Origin of the sequence: Haloferax sp. Atlit-4N, from assembly GCF_003383025.1 — an archaeon.
GTDB lineage: Archaea > Halobacteriota > Halobacteria > Halobacteriales > Haloferacaceae > Haloferax > Haloferax gibbonsii.
Genome location: NZ_PSYY01000002.1, coordinates 153241 through 174285, shown reverse-complemented (window position 1 = coordinate 174285; position 21045 = coordinate 153241). Strand labels below are relative to the sequence as shown.

Annotated in this window: 28 protein-coding genes; 9 read left to right on the top strand and 19 right to left on the bottom strand. The window is 68.1% G+C overall.

The features are described 5' to 3' along the window. Together C5C07_RS10040 and C5C07_RS10035 are read left to right on the top strand one after the other, a co-directional pair. Nucleotides 1–441 carry a hypothetical protein gene (locus tag C5C07_RS10040; RefSeq protein WP_115805013.1) on the top strand — a complete coding sequence of 147 codons (441 nt, stop codon included), beginning with the start codon at nt 1–3 and terminating at the stop codon, nt 439–441. 97 nt (nt 442–538) lie between these two features. Continuing rightward, a complete protein-coding gene (locus tag C5C07_RS10035; RefSeq protein ID WP_004974597.1) occupies nt 539–1273 on the top strand; it encodes a GNAT family N-acetyltransferase in 735 nt (244 codons plus the stop codon). A gap of 100 nt (nt 1274–1373) precedes the next feature. Here C5C07_RS10035 and C5C07_RS21680 read toward each other — a convergent pair whose 3' ends face one another. After that, complete coding sequence (locus C5C07_RS21680) at nt 1374–1538, bottom strand: hypothetical protein (RefSeq protein WP_004974596.1); 165 nt, start codon at nt 1536–1538, stop codon at nt 1374–1376. Between the two features lie 99 nt (nt 1539–1637). Further along, complete coding sequence (gene tmcA / locus C5C07_RS10030; RefSeq protein WP_115805012.1) at nt 1638–3926, bottom strand: tRNA(Met) cytidine acetyltransferase TmcA; 2289 nt, start codon at nt 3924–3926, stop codon at nt 1638–1640. 374 nt (nt 3927–4300) lie between these two features. Here tmcA and rpl7ae point away from each other — a divergent pair, with 374 nt between their 5' ends. The 5 genes from rpl7ae (at nt 4301) to C5C07_RS10005 (ending at nt 6354) form a co-directional block, all read left to right on the top strand. After that, nucleotides 4301–4663, top strand: a complete 363-nt coding sequence (gene rpl7ae / locus C5C07_RS10025; RefSeq protein ID WP_004042964.1) for a 50S ribosomal protein L7Ae — start codon at nt 4301–4303, stop codon at nt 4661–4663. 6 nt (nt 4664–4669) lie between these two features. After that, on the top strand, nt 4670–4894 hold the full coding sequence (locus tag C5C07_RS10020; RefSeq protein WP_004042966.1) for a 30S ribosomal protein S28e: 225 nt from the start codon (nt 4670–4672) through the stop codon (nt 4892–4894). Between the two features lie 2 nt (nt 4895–4896). Next, nucleotides 4897–5097 (top strand): 50S ribosomal protein L24e, encoded by a 201-nt coding sequence (locus tag C5C07_RS10015; RefSeq protein ID WP_004974594.1) that lies wholly within the window; start codon nt 4897–4899, stop codon nt 5095–5097. Then, a complete protein-coding gene (gene ndk / locus C5C07_RS10010) occupies nt 5097–5561 on the top strand; it encodes a nucleoside-diphosphate kinase (RefSeq protein WP_004974592.1) in 465 nt (154 codons plus the stop codon). The genes C5C07_RS10015 and ndk overlap by 1 nt, the downstream gene beginning before the upstream one ends. Nucleotides 5562–5781: 220 nt before the next feature. Continuing rightward, nucleotides 5782–6354: a hypothetical protein gene (locus C5C07_RS10005; RefSeq protein WP_115805011.1), complete on the top strand. Its 573-nt coding sequence runs from the start codon at nt 5782–5784 to the stop codon at nt 6352–6354. 23 nt (nt 6355–6377) lie between these two features. On the opposite strand, the gene C5C07_RS10000 is transcribed toward C5C07_RS10005, so the two are convergent. From C5C07_RS10000 to C5C07_RS09960, 9 genes are all read right to left on the bottom strand, one after another. Continuing rightward, nucleotides 6378–6878: an ester cyclase gene (locus tag C5C07_RS10000; RefSeq protein WP_050459765.1), complete on the bottom strand. Its 501-nt coding sequence runs from the start codon at nt 6876–6878 to the stop codon at nt 6378–6380. A 159-nt stretch (nt 6879–7037) separates the two neighbouring features. Then, nucleotides 7038–8111: a methionine synthase gene (locus C5C07_RS09995; protein ID WP_004974588.1), complete on the bottom strand. Its 1074-nt coding sequence runs from the start codon at nt 8109–8111 to the stop codon at nt 7038–7040. Continuing rightward, nucleotides 8108–9115 (bottom strand): vitamin-B12 independent methionine synthase, encoded by a 1008-nt coding sequence (locus C5C07_RS09990; protein ID WP_004974587.1) that lies wholly within the window; start codon nt 9113–9115, stop codon nt 8108–8110. Before C5C07_RS09990 ends, C5C07_RS09995 begins: the two co-directional genes overlap by 4 nt. Nucleotides 9116–9174: 59 nt before the next feature. After that, a complete protein-coding gene (locus C5C07_RS09985; protein WP_004974586.1) occupies nt 9175–9771 on the bottom strand; it encodes a HemK2/MTQ2 family protein methyltransferase in 597 nt (198 codons plus the stop codon). Then, nucleotides 9768–11000: a mechanosensitive ion channel family protein gene (locus tag C5C07_RS09980; protein WP_115805010.1), complete on the bottom strand. Its 1233-nt coding sequence runs from the start codon at nt 10998–11000 to the stop codon at nt 9768–9770. Before C5C07_RS09980 ends, C5C07_RS09985 begins: the two co-directional genes overlap by 4 nt. Nucleotides 11001–11009: 9 nt before the next feature. Beyond that, nucleotides 11010–11873, bottom strand: coding sequence for a 16S ribosomal RNA methyltransferase A (locus C5C07_RS09975; RefSeq protein WP_050459766.1), 864 nt, complete (start codon nt 11871–11873; stop codon nt 11010–11012). Between the two features lie 42 nt (nt 11874–11915). Next, the gene (locus C5C07_RS09970; RefSeq protein ID WP_004974581.1) at nt 11916–12509 is read right to left on the bottom strand and encodes a DUF655 domain-containing protein; all 594 of its coding nucleotides are present in this window, start codon (nt 12507–12509) and stop codon (nt 11916–11918) included. Between the two features lie 53 nt (nt 12510–12562). Further along, nucleotides 12563–12919 carry an RNA polymerase Rpb4 family protein gene (locus C5C07_RS09965; RefSeq protein ID WP_004042989.1) on the bottom strand — a complete coding sequence of 119 codons (357 nt, stop codon included), beginning with the start codon at nt 12917–12919 and terminating at the stop codon, nt 12563–12565. A 3-nt stretch (nt 12920–12922) separates the two neighbouring features. Next, complete coding sequence (locus C5C07_RS09960) at nt 12923–13213, bottom strand: 50S ribosomal protein L21e (protein WP_004974579.1); 291 nt, start codon at nt 13211–13213, stop codon at nt 12923–12925. 123 nt (nt 13214–13336) lie between these two features. Between C5C07_RS09960 and C5C07_RS09955 the strand changes: the two genes are divergently transcribed. Both C5C07_RS09955 and C5C07_RS09950 read left to right on the top strand, forming a co-directional pair. After that, nucleotides 13337–14497, top strand: coding sequence for a cystathionine gamma-synthase (locus C5C07_RS09955; protein WP_115805009.1), 1161 nt, complete (start codon nt 13337–13339; stop codon nt 14495–14497). A 116-nt stretch (nt 14498–14613) separates the two neighbouring features. Further along, entirely contained in the window at nt 14614–14871 is a 258-nt protein-coding gene (locus tag C5C07_RS09950; RefSeq protein ID WP_004974577.1) for a hypothetical protein, read from the top strand. A 57-nt stretch (nt 14872–14928) separates the two neighbouring features. Here C5C07_RS09950 and C5C07_RS09945 read toward each other — a convergent pair whose 3' ends face one another. The 8 genes from C5C07_RS09945 to C5C07_RS09910 all read right to left on the bottom strand — a co-directional run bounded on the left by C5C07_RS09945 (nt 14929) and on the right by C5C07_RS09910 (nt 20914). Then, a complete protein-coding gene (locus C5C07_RS09945) occupies nt 14929–15195 on the bottom strand; it encodes an elongation factor 1-beta (protein WP_004969379.1) in 267 nt (88 codons plus the stop codon). A 2-nt stretch (nt 15196–15197) separates the two neighbouring features. After that, nucleotides 15198–15377 carry an HVO_2753 family zinc finger protein gene (locus C5C07_RS09940; protein ID WP_004042997.1) on the bottom strand — a complete coding sequence of 60 codons (180 nt, stop codon included), beginning with the start codon at nt 15375–15377 and terminating at the stop codon, nt 15198–15200. Between the two features lie 83 nt (nt 15378–15460). Continuing rightward, on the bottom strand, nt 15461–16744 hold the full coding sequence (locus C5C07_RS09935; protein ID WP_115805008.1) for a tripartite tricarboxylate transporter permease: 1284 nt from the start codon (nt 16742–16744) through the stop codon (nt 15461–15463). Between the two features lie 181 nt (nt 16745–16925). After that, nucleotides 16926–17264 (bottom strand): 50S ribosomal protein P1, encoded by a 339-nt coding sequence (rpl12p, locus tag C5C07_RS09930; protein WP_004974573.1) that lies wholly within the window; start codon nt 17262–17264, stop codon nt 16926–16928. 21 nt (nt 17265–17285) lie between these two features. Then, nucleotides 17286–18335: a 50S ribosomal protein L10 gene (locus tag C5C07_RS09925; RefSeq protein WP_004974571.1), complete on the bottom strand. Its 1050-nt coding sequence runs from the start codon at nt 18333–18335 to the stop codon at nt 17286–17288. Beyond that, nucleotides 18332–18970 carry a 50S ribosomal protein L1 gene (locus C5C07_RS09920; RefSeq protein ID WP_004969375.1) on the bottom strand — a complete coding sequence of 213 codons (639 nt, stop codon included), beginning with the start codon at nt 18968–18970 and terminating at the stop codon, nt 18332–18334. Before C5C07_RS09920 ends, C5C07_RS09925 begins: the two co-directional genes overlap by 4 nt. Nucleotides 18971–19275: 305 nt before the next feature. Beyond that, the gene (locus C5C07_RS09915) at nt 19276–19755 is read right to left on the bottom strand and encodes a 50S ribosomal protein L11 (RefSeq protein WP_050459770.1); all 480 of its coding nucleotides are present in this window, start codon (nt 19753–19755) and stop codon (nt 19276–19278) included. Nucleotides 19756–19849: 94 nt separating this feature from the next. After that, complete coding sequence (locus C5C07_RS09910; protein ID WP_004974569.1) at nt 19850–20914, bottom strand: M42 family peptidase; 1065 nt, start codon at nt 20912–20914, stop codon at nt 19850–19852. Nucleotides 20915–21045: the final 131 nt, after the last annotated feature.

Here is a 21045-nt window from a genome sequence, read left to right as displayed (position 1 = left end):
ATGAGCCGCGAGGCGACCCACTCGGAGTCCCGCGCCGTCGCCGACGGTCGCGGTGCCGAGGAGCGACATCCCGAAGACGTTCGGTTCGGGGAGCGCGCCAGAGCCCTCGCCGCCGAGGCGCGAGAGGCGCGGGAGTCGTTCGACCCGCCGCCGCCGTCCGCCGCGGACCAGCGCGCGCTCGAATGCGCCCGCGACGGCGTCGGCCCGGCGGTCTCGCTCTACGTCAGCGCGCGGACGGGCGACCGGCAGGTCTCCTTCACCGGCGAGGAGTTCGAACTCCTCCACCGGGCGATGAACGACTGGCTCGACATGTACGCCCGGTGCTACGGGGTCGACCTCGACGCGGACTTCACGGTCCGCGAGGCAGCCGAGGTCCTGCTGCGGACCCACGACGTGCTCGACACCGCCCAACTGCTGACCTGCGTCCCCGAGAGGCGCTGAGGGCGGCGCACGGACCCCGATTCACCCGTCGGCTCCACCGACTGTCGTCGGGTCCGGCACGAACAACAATTATAAATCATGAGTGTGATTGTGTACCATGGAAGTAACTGACAGTCTCAACTTCGGACACAAAGACCGCAAGGACATCTACGAGTACATCGAGCGCCACGGGACCGTCCGCGAGGACGAGGTGCGGCGGGCGCTCAACTTCGAGCCAGCGGCGCTGGGGGCGCACCTGACCGTTCTGCGACGGGACGGCTACATCCGAAAGGTCGGCAACTACGTAGAGGTGGCCTACGCGCCCGGCGAGGAGGAGACGGTCGAACTCGGCGACCTCGACGTGACGATTCGGATGGCCCAGAACGTCGACTTGGAGAGCCTCGTCGACGCCATCCACGAGGTCGCCGACGAGGGCCGGTACATCGAGGCCGAGACGGTCGCCGACCTGCTGGACCACGAGGAGGTCGTCCTCCGGCACAACGACGTCAACTCCCGGATGGTGTTCGTCGCCACCGTCGGCGACGAACTCGCCGGCTGGGTCCACCTCGACCTGCCCGAGGCGGAGAAGCTGAGCCACACCGCCGTCCTGACGGTCGGCACTCGACCGGAGTTCCGCGGCCACGGCATCGGGAGCAAGCTCCTCGACCGCGGCGTCGACTGGGCTCGGGAGCGCGGCTTCGAGAAGCTCTACAACAGCGTTCCGGCGACTAACGAGGAGGCAATCGCGTTCCTCGAAGGCCACGGCTGGGAGACCGAAGCCGTCCGCGACGCCCACTACAAGATAGACGGCGACTACGTCGACGAAGTGATGATGGCCGTCACGCTCCGGTGAGCGCTGACCGGCCCCGTCTCCGACCCTGAATTTCTGCGCACTGTCTTCTCCGGCCAGCGACGCGTCGGGGTGCGGCCGCCCCCGCTCGCGACCGGCGGCGCTACGACCAGTCGTCTTCGGCCCCGTCGAGGGGTTCGGCGACGACGCCGTCCTGCTGGACGAGCGCCCTCGCGTGGGCCGTACAGACGTCTCTGTCGGCGTCCCACGGAACGTAGAGCCTGACCGCCGCGACGTTCTCGCAGTCGGGTTCGCTACACTCGGCCATACGAGGAGCGTCGGTTCCGACGACTATCGGTGTGTCGGCGAGCGAGACGGTCGGCTCGCCGCCCCCTCGCCCGCGGCACGGCTCGCGCTCACCGCGCGCTCACCGGAATCGCTCGCGTTCCTCGCGGGCCGCGTCGGTGCCGTACTCGTCCACGAGCGGTTCGTAGGCGTCGCCGAGCGCGCGCATGGCCCCCGCGGTCGAGTGGAAGTCGAGTTCGTCCGCGACGGCGTCCCACGGTCGCATCTGGAAGACCTTGCGGACCAGCAGTCGCTCCTCCCGAGGCGTCAACGAGGCCCGGTCCGGGTTCGTGAGATGCGCGAGGCCGATTCGCCGGAACGCGCCGGGGGCGGTCGTGTAGAGCCCCGGTCCGTAGGACGCGCCCACGACGACGCGCCACTCGTACTCGGAGAGGCCGGGCGAGAACGCGGCGTCGGCGCTTGGGTCGGCACCGGCGTCGACGGCGGCGAGCGCGGCCCGCGCCACGTCGGCGTCGAGGTCCGAGAGGGCGTCGCCGAGCACGTCGCCGACGCGGCCGAGGAACCACTCGGCGTGGCGGTCCCGGAGGTCGCGGCCGGCGGGCGACAGGGGGCGCATCATGAGCGCCGAGTACTCGCCGCTGGTGTCGTTTCTGGTGGTCGAGATGTGGACCGTGCCGTAGCCGTTGTCGCGCCAGAACGAGAGGAGTTCGGGCGTCGCGCCGAAGCCGACGCCGAGGTAGTCCGCGTCGCCCGCGAACTCGTCGCGTACCTCCGAGAGGAGCCGCGAGCCGAGGCCGGACGACCGGACCGCGTGGTGGGTGGCGATGCGCATCACGCGGTAGCCGACGGGGACGCCCGCCGCTTCGTCCCGGAGTTGGCTCGTGAACACGTCGGGGAGCATGTTCCCGCGGATGCGGCCGCCGTCGTACATGTGCCGGCGGGTGTCGGCGTCGAGGCCGCCCTCGCGGGCGAGGAGCGCGACCGAGACGACTCGCCCCCCGTGGGTGAGCGCCCGGAGCGTCAGGTTCGGTGCGTCGAGAAGTCGCGCGAGGTCGTCCGGTTCGGTCCGGTAGTGCGCGAGGACGAGCAGGCCGAACGCCTCGCGGAGCAGGTGTTCGTCGGCCAGCAGGTCGTCGGGCGAAAACGCCCGGTAGGAGACGGTATCGGGCGTCGCGTCAGCGACGAGTTGGTCGACCGGCGGCCGGGCGTCGAGGAGGAGCGCGCGGAACGTCCACGACTCGACGGGGTCGCCGGCGGCGTAGCGAATCGGGTCGTCGAGGCGCGCGTCGGTCACCTCGCGGTCCGCGTCGTCGAGGCGGTCGCGGAAGCGGACGGCGAAGCCGCGGCCCGCGCCCTCGTAGCCCCGGACGGTCGTACAGAAGGCGACCGCGGGCGCGGCGAGGAACGATTCGAGGAGCCTGACGGGCAGGGCGGCCGCCTCGTCCACGACGAGCGCGTCGGCGTCGGCCGCCGCCGCGCCGGCTTCCGTCGGTGGGACGTAGCGGACGCGACCGCCGCTCTCGGCCGCGAGGTCGAAATCGTCCGCGCCGCCGCCTCGGAGCGCGCCGAGTTCGGAGAGGAGTCGCTCCGCGCGGGCGAACACCTCGGCGGCGTTTCGCTTTCCGGGCGCGGTCACGACCACGTCCGCGCCCTCCGCGGCGAGACTCCCGGCGGCGAGGCCCGCCGCGCTCGACTTCCCGCGGCCGCGGTCGGCCTCCACGACGACGGCGGTGTCCGGTTCGGCCAGCGCTTCGAGCGCGGCGAGCGCGGCGGACTGGTCGGCGGTGAGGCAGTCCTCGTAGGCGCGCCGCGGGAACCTTCGGTTCTTCTCTCTCGGTATCCGCGGCGGGGCGGCGTCGAAACTGATTCCCTGTCGGTACGCGCCGTCGCGCTCGACGGTCCCCGAATCGAGGTCGACGAGGGCGACGCCGGGGTGGTCCCGGAGCGTCGAGACGAGTCGGCCGCGGAAGCGGCCGGTCACGTCCGCGACGGAGAACGGCGGGACCGCCAATCGCTCGTCGAAGGCGTCGCAGCGGGTCGGCCACTCGTCGAGGGGTGGCGTGAGCAGGACGAGCAGGCCGCCGCCGTCGACCGCGCCGGCGACGCGGCCGAGCGCGTTCGCCGAGAAGTCCTCGTGGGCGTCGAGGACGACGAGCGTCCGGGTCGTCCCGAGGAGCGACGAGGCGCGCTTCGGTTCGACGCGGTGGAAGCGAAATCCTTCCCGCGCGGTGACGAACGTCACCTCGTCGTCGGGCACGTCGGCCCCGCGGACCGCGTCGAAGGCGGCGTCGATGCCGGCGTCCCGGTCGCCGGCGAGGACGAGGAGGCGTCGCTGGTTCGTCGCCAGCGCCTCCTCGCGACGGGCGGCGGCGAGCGCCTCGACGTCGGGGTCGTCGCCGAGTTCGGTCATGGGGGCGATACGCCGGCGCGACTATTCACATCCTTCGGTCGGGTGCGAGCGCGCTCGTCTCCCAGTCGGTTCAGCCGGCGGTTTCGGTGGCGTGTCACGCCCCGCCACGAGCGTTTCGTGTGAGCAATCGACACGCGAATCCGTGGCGCTTCGGTCGGCGAGAAATCGGGTGTTTCGCGGGTCGTGCGGACGCGTCGCACGGCGGTACGATTTTGAAAGCGCTTTTATGGGGGCCGAAGCAAAGAGTGGTTACAGCCTGTCCGGGGTTGATGAACCTCCTCGCCGTAGGGAAATCGTTGACCGGTCGCGACCGACCGACCGGTGTGATACCGGCGAGGGAGTCGAGCCCGCGAGCAGGATATAGGTGAACAACAATGGCTGTCTACGTAGACTTCGACGTACCGGCCGACCTCGCTGACAGCGCCGTCGAGGCGCTCGAGGTCGCCCGAGATACTGGTATCGTGAAGAAAGGAACCAACGAAACGACCAAGTCCATCGAGCGGGGCAACGCCCAGCTCGTCCTCATCGCGGAAGACGTCTCCCCCGAGGAGATCGTCATGCACCTGCCCGAACTCGCCGACGAGAAGGGCATTCCGTTCATCTTCGTCGAGACGCAGGACGACATCGGCCACGCCGCCGGCCTCGAAGTCGGCAGTGCCGCGGCCGCCATCGTCGACGCCGGCGACGCGTCCGACGATGTCGAGGACATCGCGACTAAGGTCGAGGACCTTCGATAACCGACTATGAGCGCGGACGAACAAGCCAGCGACTCGACGCCTGCCGAAGTCATCGAAGTCGTTGGAAAGACTGGGATGCACGGCGAGGCCATGCAGGTCAAGTGCCGCATCCGCGAAGGCTCCAACCAGGGCCGTATCATCACGCGAAACGTGCTGGGTCCCGTCCGCGAGGGCGACATCCTCCAGCTCCGCGAGACTCAGCGTGACGCCGACTCCATCGGAGGGCAGTAACAATGGTCGAAAAGCGCACGTGCGACTACAGCGGTGAGGAAATCGAGCCCGGCACGGGCACGATGTACGTCAAGACCGACGGTACCATCCTCCACTTCAAGGACTCGAAGGCCGAGAAGAACTACTTCCTCGGCCGCGAGGCCCGCGACCTCGAGTGGACGGAGGCCGGCCGCCGCGCGAGCGGCAAGTCGGAGGACAACTGATGTCCGACGCAGAGCGCACCTTCGTGATGGTCAAGCCCGACGGCGTCCAGCGCGGCCTCATCGGAGACATCGTCTCCCGCTTCGAGGACCGCGGTCTGAAGATGGTCGGCGGCAAGTTCATGCAGATCGACGAGGAGCTCGCTCACGACCACTACGGTGAGCACGAGGGCAAGCCCTTCTTCGAGGGTCTCGTCGACTTCATCACGTCCGGTCCCGTCTTCGCGATGGTCTGGGAAGGACAGGACGCGACGCGACAGGTCCGCGGCATGATGGGCGAGACGGACCCCGCAGAGTCCGCTCCCGGCACCATCCGCGGCGACTACGGTCTCGACCTCGGCCGGAACGTCATCCACGGCTCCGACCACGAGGACGAGGGCGCGAACGAGCGCGAAATCGCGCTCTTCTTCGACGAGGACGAACTCGTCGACTACGAGCGCATCGACGAGACCTGGCTCTACGAGTAAGTCTCGTCTCGCGGTTCTCACGTTTTCTGCCGAGAGGAGCGGCGGCCACGTCTCCCCTCTCGTCCGCGCTCCAGCCGACGGGGACGCTCCCGTCGACAATGGAGTGTGCGAAAGACTATCATCAGTCACACCAGGACTGCCGGCGACGACCGTCACCGCGACCTGACCGTCCACCGCGCGGCGAACAACGGTTTTCTCGTCGCCCGGCGAAACGTGTCACATGGTCGAAGTTGAACTCGTACTCCTCGCGCTCGCGGCGCTGTTCGTCGTCGGCGCGGTGGCGATGCTCGGCGCGACCGCGGTGGCGGCGTGGACGACCGCGCGACTGGCGGCGACGCTCTCGACGCTCGTGCGTCCGGTCGTCCTCGGGCCGACCGACATCCGCGACGTCGAACTCCGCGTGGCCGGCCTGCGCGCGCTCGACCACGTCGATTCGGGCGTCGTCACGAACGTGGTCCCCGAGCGACGACGGGGTGCGAGCGGCCTCGCCCGGTTCTCTCGCCGGGACGGCGTGCGACTCGACCTCGCGCTCGCGACGCCCGACGACCGGACCGCGACGGTCTGGGTGCCGGTTCCCGAGGCGCTGACCGGCGGCTCGCGGTTCGAACGCATCGCCGCGGCGTGCGACGTGCCACCCGAAGAGATTTCAGACGCCGTCGGGACGGAGCTTCCGTTAGTCCGCGGTGCCGACGGCGGGTGGCGAATCGGGTGTGAGGGCAATCGCGGGCTCGGTGGTGCCGACGGCGGAGACGACGCGACCCGAGAACGCTCGTTCGAGACCGAGCGCGTCTAACTCGGTCTGTCGGCTCGACCGCGTCACCGGCCGCCGCCGAGGCGCGACCGAATGCGCCGGGCCGCCAGTTTGGCGACGACCCGCGGCCCCGGCGGAAGCAACCCGAGTTGGCGCGCGATTCCCATCAGGTTCACCAGGTTCCACTGCTCGACGATGCGGCCGTCTTCGAGTCGGAAGACGAAGAACGCCGGTTGCTCGAACGACTTCCCGGTCGGGACGAGGTTCCCCCACGGCTCCTGCGGCGTCCCCCGCGCCGTGAGCCGCATCATCACCCGGTCGCCCTCGCCGACCGCGTCTTCGACAGCGAGGGTCCAGTCCGGAACCGCCCCCCGGAAGCCGAGTATCTGGTCGACCAGCGCGTCTCTCCCCACTCTGTCGACGTCGACGCCCAACTGGTGAGTGACGACGTCCTCGCGGACCAACTCCTCGGCCGCCGCCGCGTCCCCCTCGTTGACGAACTCCTCGACGTATCGGCGGCACAGTTCGACGTTCGTCCGTTCCGGTGCGACTGATTCGGTGCCCATACCGAGCGATACGCTATGTGGTATGTTAACATTTATTTCACGTGCAGGACGGGGAGACACTCGCGGCGGCGAGAACGCGATGGGAGTCTGCGACTCTGGGTTCGATACGGACAAGAAAGACGAACGGGGAGTTGTTCGGGCGCTCGGACACTCAGCCGCTCAGTCGGCCTGCGGGACGGGCGCGTCGAGGTCGATTTCGCCGGCGTCGAGTTCGGCTTCGACCTCGCGGGCGGCTTTGACCATGTTCTCCGTCTTCTGGTAGGCGACTTCGCGGGGGAGGAGCTTCACGCCGCAGTCGGGCGAGACGGTGAGCTTCTCCGGCGGGACGACCTTCAGACCCTGCTTGATGTTCTCCTTTATCTCCTCGACGGTCTCGACTTCGGTGGTGTGCACGTCGAGGACGCCGAGCGCGAGGTCCGGCTCGAACTCGGGGTCGGTGAACACGTCAATCTGCTCGTAGCCGCCGTTGCAGAGTTCCACGTCGAACTCGTCGATTGGGTAGTCGTTGAGTTCGGGGTAGATGCGGGAGTAATCGCCGTAACAGACGTGGAGGCCGATGCGGACCTCGTCGGAGATGCCCGCGACGATGCGTTCGAGACACTCGCCGACGATGGCGTGGTCGTCCGGCGTCGTCGCCAGCGCGGGCTCGTCGATCTGGATGTAGGTCGCGCCCGCCTCGACGAGCTTCTCGATTTCCTCGTTGACGAGGTCGGCCAGCGCGTACGCGAGGTCGGCCTCGGAGTCGTAGTGCTCGTTGAACGACCAGCTAGCCAGCGTGTACGGGCCCGTGATGGGGACCTTGACGGGCTTGGAGGCCACGTCGCTCGTGAACTCGAACTCGTCGACCAGCCACGGCTCGTCGTACTCGACCTCGCCGACGACCGAGGGCTTGTCGAAGTAGTTGTGGCCCCACACCTTCACCGGGCCGTTGAACTCGTAGCCGGGGATGCGGTGGGCGAAGTACTCGACCATCTCCTCGCGGCGCATCTCGCCGTCGACGACGGTGTCGAGGCCGGAGCGCTCGTGCTCGCGGGTGATGACGCGACAGGCGTCGTCGTGGGCCTCGTGGAGGTGCTCCTGGGTGAACTTGGAGTCGGGGTCCTCCGCGAGGTCGTTGGCGCGGTTGAGCCACTTGGGCTTCGGGTAGGAGCCGACGACGGTGGTGAGCAGGAAGTGCTCGTTTTCGTGGCCTTCAGGGCGGAACTGCTCGCGGTTCTCGGCGTCGCGGCTCATGCTTCCACCTCCAGTTCGTCCTCGGTGGCGGCCGCGAGGGCGGCGAGTTTCTCCGTCGCGCGGTTCTCCGGCAGGTAGAACAGTTCGGTGTTGGAGGTCACGTAGGCGGTGTCGAACGTCTGGCTCTGGACGTTGTCGAGGGTCCACTCGACGCGCTCGCGGACCGTGTCGGGGTCTTCGACCAGCGTGTTCTGGCCGTCGACGAGGCCCAGGGCGATGTCGTCTTTCGTGCCGTACTCGTTGATGTTGTAGAGCGTCTGGTCGCGGTCACCGGCGACGAAGTCGAAGCCGATGGCCTCGACGTCGGCGTCCATGAGGTGCGCGTAGACCTTCTCGTCGAGCGCGCCCCAGTAGGTGTGGACGACCACGTCGGCGTCGGTCGCGTCGGAGACGGCGGAGATGGCCTCGGCGACGCGCTCGTCGACGTCCTCGCCCGGCGGCGAGAACACGAGCGAGGGTTCGAGGAGGAACAGCGTCTCGTGGTCGGGGAAGGCGTCGACCTCGCCGGCGAGGAACTCGCTGACTGCGCCGAGGAAGTCGGCCTCGTCGCCGTAGTGCTCGTCGGTCGCGAGGTCCGAAAGCGAGTACGGGCCGGGGAGGACCGCCTGCAGCGACTCGTCGCCGAGGAGGTCGGCGGTAGCGTCGAGTTCGGCCGCGACGTCGCCGGAGAAGGTGAGTTCGCCGCGGACCTGCGGGTCGCGGTAGAAGTTGTTGTTGTCGTAGTAGCGGACGATACCGCCGGTCTCGACGTTCTCGTGGACCGTCAGCGGGTGCGCGAGCATGTCGTCCCAGCGGAGTTGCGCCTCGACGACGCGGTCGAGACCGGCGTCAGTCTGTTCGGAGACGACTTCCTCGCGGGCGCGGTCGTACGCGCTCACGATGTCCGCGCCCTCGTTACCGGAGATGAGGTCGTGTTTCTGGTGACCCTTGAGGTCGGAAAGCTCCTGTTTCGCCCAATCCGGGAGGGGATACAGTCCCGGTGTCGTCGAGACGAGTTCAGTCATCACTCCTGGCTAAGAAATGACGGCCTATAATATTTCCTGTATCAACATATGCGCATTGGTTATTCCAACGCGAGCACCGTGAGGGTCTCGTAGGGGTACGACTCCTGGACGACGACCTCGTGGCCGAAGCCGTTCGCCTCGGCGCGGGCGAGCACCTCGTCGTAGCCCGTGAAGCTACTCACGAGGAGGAAGACGGTCCCGCCGGGCTTGAGGACGCGGCCGACCGTGTCGAGGAACGGGTCGATGATTTCGCGGCCGTCCTCGCCGCCGGTGAGCGCGACTTCCATCCAGTCGTCGCGCGCGGCTTCGAGGTCCTCGGGGAGGTACGGCGGATTGAACGCCACCGCGTCGAAGGCGTCGTCGCGGAACGGCTCGACGAGGCTCCCGCGAACGACCTCGAAGCCGCGGCCGCCCTCGGCGCGGATGGCTGCGGCCCGCTCGGCCGCCTGCCGGCAGGCGTGTGGATTGAGGTCGCTCGCGACCACGTCGGCGTCGGTCTTCGTCGCGAGTTGCTCTGCGACCCAGCCCGAGCCGGTGCCGACTTCGAGGACGCGTCCCGAGACGCGCCCGACCGCGGCCTGCGCGAGCAGTCCGGAGTCCTCCGCGGGCTGGTAGACGGAGGTGTTCATCCCGCGGCGCTCGGCGAGGTCGGTCATTCGTCGGCCTCCGTGGAACCAGTCGAGGCGTCGCCATCGGCCTCACCGCCCTCGACGCCGCCGTCGGCTTCGGGGCTCGCCTCGGGCCTCGTATCGGTGAGCGGAATCGGCCCCGAGGGGTCGCGCTCGGACAGCGCGCGCTGCGGGAACGGGATGGTGATGTCCTCCTCGGCGAACGTCTCGCGGACGGCCGAGATGGTCGCCGTGCGGGCGCGCCACCACCGGCGGGCGCTCGGGCGGTCTATCCACGGGCGAACCCCGAGGACGACCGCGGAGTCGTCGAACCGCTTGGCGACGACCTGCGGCTTCGGCACCGAGAGCACCTCGTCGAGGTCTTCGACAGCCGCCTGCGCCACGTCCGCGGCGTGGTCGATGTCGGTCTCGTAGTCGACGCCGACCTCGACGTCGAGGCGGAGTCGACCCTTTCGGCTCCGGTTGACGAGGCTCTCCGAGCTCACCACGTCGTTCGGAATCATCACGAATTCGCCGTCGAACGTCTGGATGCGCGTGTTCACGACCGTGATTTCGGTGACGATACCCTCGTGGTCGCCGACTTCGACCCAGTCGCCGATTTCGAACGGCCGGGAGAACATGATGACGAAGCCCGCGATGAGCGCGCCGAGGGTCTGTCTCGCCGCCATCCCGACCACGATGCCGAGGAAGCCAGCGCCGACGAGGAAGCCGCCGAGGTCGGCCCGCCAGATACCGAGGATGACCGCGAGCGTCGCGAGGTAGGTCGTCACCTGCGCGATGCGGTAGATGATTTCGCGCTGGTGGTCGGAAATCTCCGGTCGCGTGCTCGCAATCTCGCCGATGAACCGACCGAGGACGCTCGTCAGGACGTACGCGCCGACGACGAACGCCGCCGACAGCGCGATGCGGACGAACGTCTGCCTGTTGAGGTCGTACTGCGCCGAAATCGTGCCGATGTCGCCCGACAGCGACCAGACCGCGAAGACGAACGCCCCGCCGCCGGCGACGACGACGAGTCGGAGCACCGTCACCGAGAGGTGCCACACCGGCATCGAGACGGCGTCGACCTCCTTGTCGTGGAGTCGCGCGCCGAGTCGCCAGACGGCGACGACGGCGACGGTCACGAGGAGGCTCGCGGCGACGCGAAGCTCGAACGTCGGGAACAGCGACGCGATGTCGAGAACCGTGTCGCTCTGGAGGGGCGTGCCGGTGGAGGCGAGACGAGAGAGGGTCACGGCGAGCGCGGGGCGTATCATGGAGTTAGGTTACCGGCCGACCGACGCGGCGAGTTCCGCGAGTTCGGCGAACTCCGCGGGAGCCATGTTGCCGGCGCGCTTTCGGAGCACGTCCTCGTCGGCCGCCTCGACGACCGCTTCGGGGTCCGACAGCCCGGAGATGTGCGCCGTGTTTCGGATGCCGTTTCTGATGGTCTTCCGTCGCTGGGTAAACAGCGCCTTCACGAAGTCGAGGAAGAACGCCTCGTCTTCGACCTCGTACTCCGGGTCGCGCGGCGTGATGCGGACGACGACGCTCTGGACCGCCGGCTTGGGGTCGAACGCCTCGCGGGGGACGTGCTCGCAGACCTCGACCTCGCCGTAGTGCTGGGTGCTCACCGAGAGGCGGCCGTACTCCGAGGTGCCCGCCTCGGCGGCCATCCGCTCGCCGAACTCCTTTTGGAACATCAACACCAGCGGCTTCCCGCGGGGGAGCAGCCGGAACGAAATCTCCGAGGAGATGCCGTACGGGAGGTTCGAGACGCACGCGGTGAACTCGGGCAGGTCGACCTCGAGCGCGTCGCCCTCGACGACGGTGAGCCGTCCCGCTTCGACCTCGTCGGCGAACTCGCGGCGCAGGTGCTCGGCGAACGTCCGGTCCTGTTCGACGACGGTGACGCGGTCGGCGACGCCGAGCAGTCGGTCCGTGAGGACGCCCGGCCCGCCGCCGATTTCGAGGACGTGCGAGCGGTCCGCGTCCTCGGGGAGGTACGTCGGGATGCGGTCGACGACGCGGTCGTCGACGAGGAAGTGCTGGTCGTGGTCCGGGTTCCCGCGAGCGCCCGCCCGCCGGATGAGGGCGTCCGGGTCGCGCGCGCCGGCCCCGCGGACCTGTTCGCTGCCGTCGCTCGTCATTGGGAGAGGTATCGTGCGGGAGCGGGTAAAAGTCCCGTTCCGCTACCGCCCGTCGCGTCCGACGAACGTCTTGTACTTCACGTCGTTGTCGCGGAGTTCGTCGAGGATGCGCTCGACGATGACCTCCTTCGGGCGGTGAAGCCCGGAGACCCGCTCTTCGAGGTCTTCGAACGACTCGAACGGTCCCTGCCGCTTGCGCGATTCGAGAATCTTGTCGCGGAGCTTCTTCCCGATGCCGGGAAGCAAGTTGAGCTGGTGGAGCCGCAGGGTGATGGGCTGTGCGTCGTTGTAGAAGTCGACGAACCGCCGTTCGTCGGCCTCGACGATGTCCTCGACGACGTAGTCGACTTCGGCCGTCGCCGTGTTCGAGAGGTCGCCGTACGAGAGTTCTTCGACGGACTGAATCAGCTCGCGGTCGGCGACCGGCGAGACGACGAGCCGGTCGCCGATGCTCACGTCGGCGTCTTCGACGAGGGTCAACTCGAGGAGACGGAAGTCGGACTCTCCGAGCGCGTACGCGATGGGTGCCGCGTCGAAGCGCCGTCGGTCGTCTCCCTGACGCCCGTGGCGGAGTACGTCGAGTACGACGACGTACTCGGTCGTGGCGTCGGCGTCACCGCTCTCCGTACGTGTCATGCCAGTAGTTACGGCGAGCCGATATTTAAATAGTTGGCCGCGCTGTCACGCGGTCAGACGTACTTCGCGACGACGTTGAGGATTTCGTCGAGTTCGTCGCCCGAGAGCGCGTAGCGCTGCTGGGCGAACACCGCGCGAAGTTCGTCGCGCGACTGCGGGAGGAGGTCCGCGATTTTGATGGCGGTCGGACCGTCGACCTTCTCGAGCTCGGCGAGCTCCTCGACGAGTTCGCGAGATTCCTCGGGGTCGAGGTGGGCGAACCGGTTGACGTGTTCTATCGCACGGGCCAGTTCGTAGCGCATCTCGCGCTCTTCGTCGGCGGCGCGTTCCGCCTCAACCTCGGCGAGCAGTTCCTTGACCTCGGAGGTCGTCAGATACTCCTCGTCGAGCTTTTCTTTGAAGATGGTCATCGCTTACTGCTGGGCGCGCAGGTGAGCGGGTCGGACGATGACCGTCTTCTCTTTGCCGCCGTCGTTGATCTGCACCTTGAACGCGCGGCCCTGCTTCCCGAGGACCTCGCCGGTGAGACCGTTGAAGCGCGGGTGGAAACGACCCTCGCGAACGCTGGGGTCGATGTTGAGGTGGACCTTCTGGCCCTCCTCGAATTCCGCGATAGCGCGCTGCGGCGGCGAAGTGCCGCGCTCGCGCGGCTTGTTCGAGAGCTTTCCTCGCGTCCCCTTCATCGGACCGTTGGAGCTCGGCATAGTCGTGAGAACGAATACTTGCGTCGCCATTATAAATTGCACGTTACGAACCGCGCGTGTGTGTCCCCCGCGTGGTCGCGCGGGAGGGACGGACTTAACCCGAGTCGGTGCGGCGCTTCTCGTATGTCCGAAGACGAGCGACGCATCGAGACGCGCGCCATCCACGCGGGACAGGAGCCCGACGAGGAGACGGGGGCGCTCATGACGCCCATCTACGCGAACTCGACGTACGCCCAAGACGGGCCGGGTGACCACCGCGGCTACGAGTACTCCCGCACGGGGAACCCGACGCGAACCGACCTCGAATCGAACCTCGCGGCGCTCGAACACGGCTCGCACGGCCGCGCCTTCTCCTCGGGGATGGGTTCGATAAACACCGTGCTCAACCTCCTCGAAGCGGGCGACCACGTCGTCGCCGGCAACGACGTCTACGGCGGCACCCACCGCATCTTCACGCAGGTCTACGAGAAGTACGACCTCGAGTTCGACTTCGTCGACACCACCGACCACGACGCCGTCCGCGACGCCGTCCGCGACGAGACCGAGCTCGTGTGGGTCGAGACGCCGACGAACCCGCTCATGCGCGTCAACGACATCGAGGCGCTCGCCGACATCGCCCACGAGGTCGACGCGCTGTGCGCCGTCGACAACACCTTCGCCACGCCGTATCTCCAGCGCCCGCTCGACCACGGCGCGGACATCGTCTCGCACTCGCTGACGAAGTACCTCGGCGGCCACTCCGACGTCGTCGGCGGCGCGCTCGTCACCGACGACGCGGACCTCGACGAGGAGATAGCGTTCTACCAGAACTCCGTGGGCGCGACGCCCTCGCCGTTCGACTGCTTCCTCGTCCTCCGCGGGACCAAGACGCTCCCGGTCCGGATGGACCGCCACTGCGACAACGCCCGCGAACTCGCCGCGTGGCTCGACGACCACGAGGCGGTCTCCGAGGTGTTCTACCCCGGCCTCGACTCCCACCCGCAACACGACCTCGCGGCCGAGCAGATGGACGACTTCGGCGGAATGCTCTCGTTCGAACTCGACGGCTCGCTCGAACAGGCCTCGACCGTCGTCGAGGAGACCGAGGTGTTCACGCTCGCCGAGAGCCTCGGCGGCGTCGAGAGCCTCATCGAACAGCCCGCGGCGATGACTCACGCGGCCATCCCCCGCGAGGAGCGACTCGAAGCGGGCCTCACCGACGGCCTCATCCGCGTCTCGGTCGGCATCGAGCACATCGACGACATGAAAGCCGACCTTCAGCGAGCGTTCGACGCGGCGTTCTGAGCGTCGGAGTCCGCGTCGACTCGTCCTCACGCGCCCTCGCGCGCTCGCACGCCGGTCGTTGCCGAAAGTTGAGAACGCGGGCAAGGGTTATTGAATAGCACGAAGAATAATGAGGTATGTCCCAGGAGTCAGTCACCCTGAGCGCGGAGTCCGTACAGCGACAGAGCTACGCCGAACCGACCGACCGCGTGATGGTCGATTCCGACGACCACGAGGGGTCGAGCCACAGCGCCGAGCAGTTCGGTATCGGGCTGGCCATCGGCTTCCTTCTCGGCGGCGTCGCGGGCGTCATCGGCGACTCCCTGGCCATCGGCGTGATGCTCGGGCTCACGTTCGGCGTCGTCCTCGGCGTCTACTTCATGGAGCGCCGCTGACGGCGGTCGAACGCGGTCGCTCCGGGGACGAGACTTCGAAAAAGGTCGGTCGTCAGTTCAGATACGGCCGACGTTCTCGACGGAGACGCTCTCGACGCCTTCGACTTCGATAAACGCCTCTTCGACGGCCTCGGTGCCACCGGCGTCGTCGGGGACGATGACCGTCGGCAGGAGGGCGACGAGTCCGAACGCGACGTCGTCGCGTTCGAAGCCCTTGATCTTCGCACCCTCGGGCAGGGAGTCTTCGAGCGCGTCCTCGAGGTTGTCGAGGTCGAGCTCGGGGCTGTTCGGCATGACCTTGATTTTAGCAGCTACTTTTCCCATGATTATGGACCCATGAATCCGCAGTCGGGGCACTCGTAGAGGTTGCTCTGCTTGCGGCACTTGGAACAACGCGAAATCTCCTGGCCACAGTCGGGGCACTTGAACGTCGCCGCGCTCATGCCGGCGATGTTGATGCCACAGGACACACACTGGTGCGCGTGTCGCTGTTCGGACTCGCTCATACGCTCATAAACCGGCGCGCGACTTTTAACCGTTGTCTTTCCGGGTTCTGCTGGGGGAAATCCGTGTCCCGCGTGGACACGACTCACCCGAGTACCAGCGGCCCCATGAGGACGCACATCAGGTGGACGCGCCGACAGCCGAACCGAACGGGGAGATGGCCGACAGTCCCGGCGACGGCGAGGACGACGACGCCGCCGACGCCAGCGAACGCCCACGAGAGAACGACGAGGAGGGCGCAGACGGCGGTGACGAGTCGGCGCTGGTCGAGTCTCCCGACGAACGCGAGCGCCCGGTCGCCGACGACAGGCACCAACACCGCCCCGCAGAGACCCGAGACGACCGTCACCGGCACCGCGAGGCCGAGGCCGGTCGGGAGCTTCGCCTCCGTGAGTGCGACGAGCGCGCCCGTTCTGGGCGTCCCCAACCCGGCGAGGGCGAACAGCGCGAACACCGTCGTCGCCGTCGTGGCGGCGCTCGTCGCCGTGACGTAGGCCCGGGTCGACTCGTCTGGGTCGGTTCTGGGGAGCGCCGCGAGCGCGAGCGTGCCGGCGACTCCGGCGGAAACGCCCGGGAGGTAGCCGACGAACGCCCCGCCGCCGGCACCCGCCGCGACGCTCCGCGCGACCGAACGCGGCGAGGTCGCGAGCGCGGCGTCACCCTGCGGTGGGACGCCGGCCCCGCGTCGCGCCGCCAAGAGGACCGGAACACCGAACAGCCCGGCCAAGAGCGGGGCCAACACGCCACCGACCGGAAGCGGTCCCCCGAACGGCCGGTCGAGAACCGCGAGACCCAGCCCCGTCGAGGCGACGATGGTCACGCAGGCCGCCAGTTTGGCCCGCCGACTCGGTTCGGTCCAGACGAGCGCGGCGGCGACGGCGGCGAGCACCACCCACAGGTGGTCCCGGACGACGGGATAGCCCTCGACCAGTACCTCGGTGAGCGGCACCGCGACCGGCACCGCCAGACAGAGCGCCGCGCCGCTACCGAGCGCCGACAGCCTGAGCGCTTCGCGTCCCCGCCCGCCGAGAACGAGTTTGTGCGCCGGCAACGCCCCCGGCGCGAGCGCGGCGTCGGGCACGCCGAGCGTCAGCGCCGGCACCACGTCGAGGAAGGTGTGGACGGTCGACGCGGCGAGGACGGCGGCCGCGACGGCGACCGGCGGGCCGGGGAACTCGGACGCGACGCCGGCGAGGAGCAGAGCGAACGCGTTCGCGTGGAGGCCGGGAATGAGGCCCGAACAGGTCCCGAGGAAGACGCCGACGACCACGCCGAGGAGGGCGGCGGTCGTCGGGTCGGCCGCGACGGGCGACGCGAGCGCCGCCGCTCGAGCGAACAGGGAGACGACTGCCCCGCCGGTGAGGAACATCGCGCCGGAGTGGCCGCGGCTTTCGATATGAAGCTACGCGCTCGGCACCGGCGCTGACGGTGGCGCGGCCCGCGTCCGAATCGGCGAACACGCGACCGGAACTGCCGCTGGTGAGTTGCGTCGAAAGAAATCGGAGTTTCGAAGCGAGCGTCGCCGCGGATGCGGCTGAGTCTCGCAGGAGTTAGCCGAAGAGCGCGCCGAGGCCCTCGCCGTCGGCTTCTTCGTCGTCGTCGTCGTCGTCGCCGCCTTCGTCAGCGGCCTCTTCTTCGGCGTCTTCCTCGTCGTCGTCGTCAGCGGCCTCGACCTCGCCACCGGCGGAACCGCCCGCGGCGGGCGCGGGGGCAGCGGCGGCCGTCTCGATGGCCTCTTCGATGTCGACGTCCTCGAGCGCGGCGACGAGCGCCTTGACGCGGGACTCCTCGACATCGACACCGGCGGCCTCGAGGACCGCGGTGATGTTCTCTTCGTTGACCTCTTCGTCCGACTCGTTCAGGATGAGCGCAGCGTAGACGTATTCCATTGTTGTGTACCTTGTGTGTTGTTAGAACAGGGAGCCGAGGGCGTCGCCAGCGTCTTCGTCGTCGTCGCCGTCGTCTTCGGCGGCGTCTTCGTCGGCGTCGGCGTCTGCCTCGTCGGCGTCCGCTGCTTCTTCGTCAGTCGATTCTTCTTCCTCGGCGGCACCCGTGTCAGCCGCGGACACGCCGCGGAGTTCCTCGGGAAGCGCCTCTTCGTCGTCGATGTTCGCCGCGAGCGCCCGAAGCTGGGCGTCCGCCTTCGAGATGAGCTCGGGCATGAAGTCCGGGCTCTCGATGTTGGCGAACAGGCCGACGGCCTTGGCCTCGCTCGTCGCCTTGGCGATGAGCGTCGGCGCGGTCTGAGCGGTCGGGTAGACCGCGTTGACAGAGAGGTTCGTCGCGGCGGAGACGGCCGACTGGATGTCGGCGCGGTACTCGTCCACGTCGATGGCGAGTTCGTCGGGCTCGAACAGGACGCCTTCGGAGAAGACGCCGCGGAGGTCGAGACCGACCTCCTTGGGTTCGATGCCGAGTTCCGCCAGGACGTTCGCGAGTTCCTCGGAGACTTCCTCGCCCGCGGAAAGGACGTTGGAGTCTTCCGTCACCTTGATCGAGCCGTCCATGATGCGGGCGGACGCCCCGACCTGCTGGAGTTCGCCGACGAACGGACCCGGGTCGACACCGGTGTCACCCTCGGGGATGACGATGTCGTTCGGGGCGACTTCACCGGCGTTGATGGGCGCGGGCGTCTTCGACGCCTCGAGCTCCTTGTACAGGGCGAACGGGTTGTCGTTCGTGCCGATGAGGGCGACCTGCCCGGCGATGTACTCCTTGAGTTCCTCGAAGCCGTCGTCGACTTCGTCGAGCGCGCGGTTCGCGAGCGTGTTACGGCTCATGCGCACCGCGGCCGAGCCGTGAAGCTCGCGGCGCATGGCCTGGAGCTGGCGGCTCGGGATGCCCGCGACGCCGACGACGCCGACGGATTCGTAGGATTCGATGAAGTCGACGAGCTCGTCGACCTCTTCACGCTTCCACTGCGGGATAACCTCGGTCTGCCGAACCTCGGACTCGCTCATGCGGGCACCTCCACGGACGGCCCCATCGTCGTCTTCACGTAGACGGAGTCGATGTTGAGCGGGCCCTTTTCGAGCGTCGCCTCGAGACGACGGACGATGACGTCGATGTTCTCCGCGATTTCGTCGGGCGTCATGTCGTCTGCGCCGACGCGCGTGTGGAACGTGCGACGGTCGCGCGAGCGGAGCTGCACCGTGTTCTTCATCCGGTTCACCGTCTCGACGACGTCGTCGTCGGGCTGAAGCGGGGTCGGCATCTTACCACGGGGACCGAGCACGGTACCGAGGTAGCGACCGATGTCCTGCATCAGTCCAGCCTCGGCAACGAAGAAGTCGGTCTCGTCGGCAAGGTCTTTCGCCGCATCGGTGTCGTCGCCGAAGTCTTCGAGCTCGTCGGGCCCGAGAACTTCGTCGGCGACATCCTCTGCGCGGAGCGCGGTTTCACCGGTCGCGAACACCACAATCTGGGTGTCCTGGCCGGTGCCAGACGGGAGCACGATGCTCTCGTCGACACGCTTCGACGGGTCGTTAAGATCTAAGTCTCGCAAGTTCACGGCGAGGTCAACCGTTTCGCGGAAGTTCCGCCCGGGTGCCTCGTCGAGTGCGCGAGAGACTGCGTCAACTATTGTGTCTGCCATTATTCACCTCCGTAGTACGCAGGATTGCTCCTACGGGTCAGTGAAACAGGCTACTGCCTGCCTCGTCCGGCAGGACGAGTAGGCTCAACTTAAGTCCGTCGAACCACGGGAGCCGAAACCCCCGAATTCGGGGGTTTCGCGTGCCACAGCCACACATGCGAACTGGCGAGCACGCGAGCAATGTGCGGTCGTCGACGGTCGAGTCGCTCCGGGTCGAGTCGGGTCCGTGGAGAGAAGAAAGCGGGCCGAGTCGACTCGGCCCGACGGAAAGGGCGGTTCGAACCGCCGAGACGGTTCCGAGACGATTACTCGTCGTCGAAGTGGTCGTCGAAGTCGCCGCCGTCGATGCGCTGCTTGAACGTGCGGGCGTCTTCGCCCTCGATGGTGACGCCGAGGGACGCGCACGTCCCGGCGACTTCCTTCGAGGCGTTCTTGAGGTCGTACGAGAGCAGGTCAGAGGACTTCTGCTCTGCGACCTTCTTCAGCTGTGCGATGGACATGTCGGCGACGAAGTTCTTCTGGGGTTCGCCGCTGCCGGTGTCGAATCCGACCTCGTCCTTGATGAGGGCGGCCGTCGGCGGGACGCCGACCTCGATGCTGAACGAGCCGTCGTCGTCGTACTCGACGGTGACGGGGACTTCCATGCCGTCGAAGGCAGCCGTCTGTTCGTTGATGTCGTTGACGACGTCCTGCACGTCGACGGGGGTCGGGCCGAGTTCCGGGCCGAGCGGCGGACCGGGGTTCGCCTTCCCGCCGGGAACGAGTACTTCGATAGTTCCAGCCATACGTGGAAACACCGTGTGGCGACTTTTAACGGTTTTCTTTCGCCCGGAGGCGTGTGCGACAACTACGCACAGCGCGGGGGCGCCGTCCGCCCGCCTACAGTTCGACGCCGAACGAGTCCACGTCGCCCGCGAGCGCGGCCATCGACCCGAGCAGTTCGGCCACGTCGTCGAGGTCGCTCGTGGAGACCACTTCGACGGGCGTGTGCATGTAGCGGTTCGGGATGCCGATGTTGAGCGAGGGGATACCGGAGCGACTCGTGTAGAAGGCGTCCGCGTCGGTTCCCGTGCGGATGCCGGCGGCCTGCAGTTGGACGCCGATGTCGGCGTCCCCGGCCGCGTCGCGGGCGAGCGAGACGACGTTGGGGTGGTTCGCGCTCCCGCGGGAGACGACCGGCCCCTCGCCGAGTTCGACCGGGCCCTTGCGCTTGCCGGGCACGTCGGGGTTGTCCGTCGCGTGGGTCACGTCGACGGCGACCATCGCGTCGGGGTCGAGGTCGTAGCCGACCATCTTCGCGCCCTGCACGCCGACTTCCTCCTGAACCGTGCTGACGGCGTACACCGTCGCGTCCACGTCGGCCTCGACGGCGGCGCGGAGGCCCTCCGCGGCCGACCAGGTGCCGACGCGGTTGTCCATCCCGTTGGCCGCGACCCGGTCGCCCGCGAGGTCGCGGACCCGCGCTTCGACCGTCACTGGGTCGCCGACCTCGACGTGGTCCTTCGCGTCGCCCTTGCTCGTCGCGCCGATGTCGACGAACTGCTCTTCGAGGTCGTCGTACTCCTCGCTTCCCACGTCACGGAGGTGGATGGCGGTCTGGCCGATGACGCCGGCCACGTCGCCGCCGTCGCCGTGGACCGTCACGTGCTGGCCCTTCGAGACGGTGCGGTCCGCGCCGCCGATGGGACCGATACGGACGAAGCCGTCGTCGTCGATGTCGCGGACGATGTAGCCGATTTGGTCCGCGTGGCCGGTGAAGGCGATTTCGGGGCCCTCGCCGGTGCCCTCGTGGACCGCGACGGCGTTGCCGTAGTCGTCGACCGTCACGTCGTCGGCGAACTGCGAGACGTAGTCCACCCACACGCGCTGGCCGGCGACCTCGTAGCCGGACGGACTGGGTGTGGTGAGCAGGTCTTCGAGGAAGGCGCGTCGGTCGTCGTCCATACGGGAGATTCGCGGGCGGCGGAACAAGAACACAGCGAATCCAGCACACCCCACCGGGTGTCACCGCGGGGCGAGGTCGTCGCGTCTCACGGCGACCCGCGTCGTCCCGTCGCCACAAGGCATATCCATCT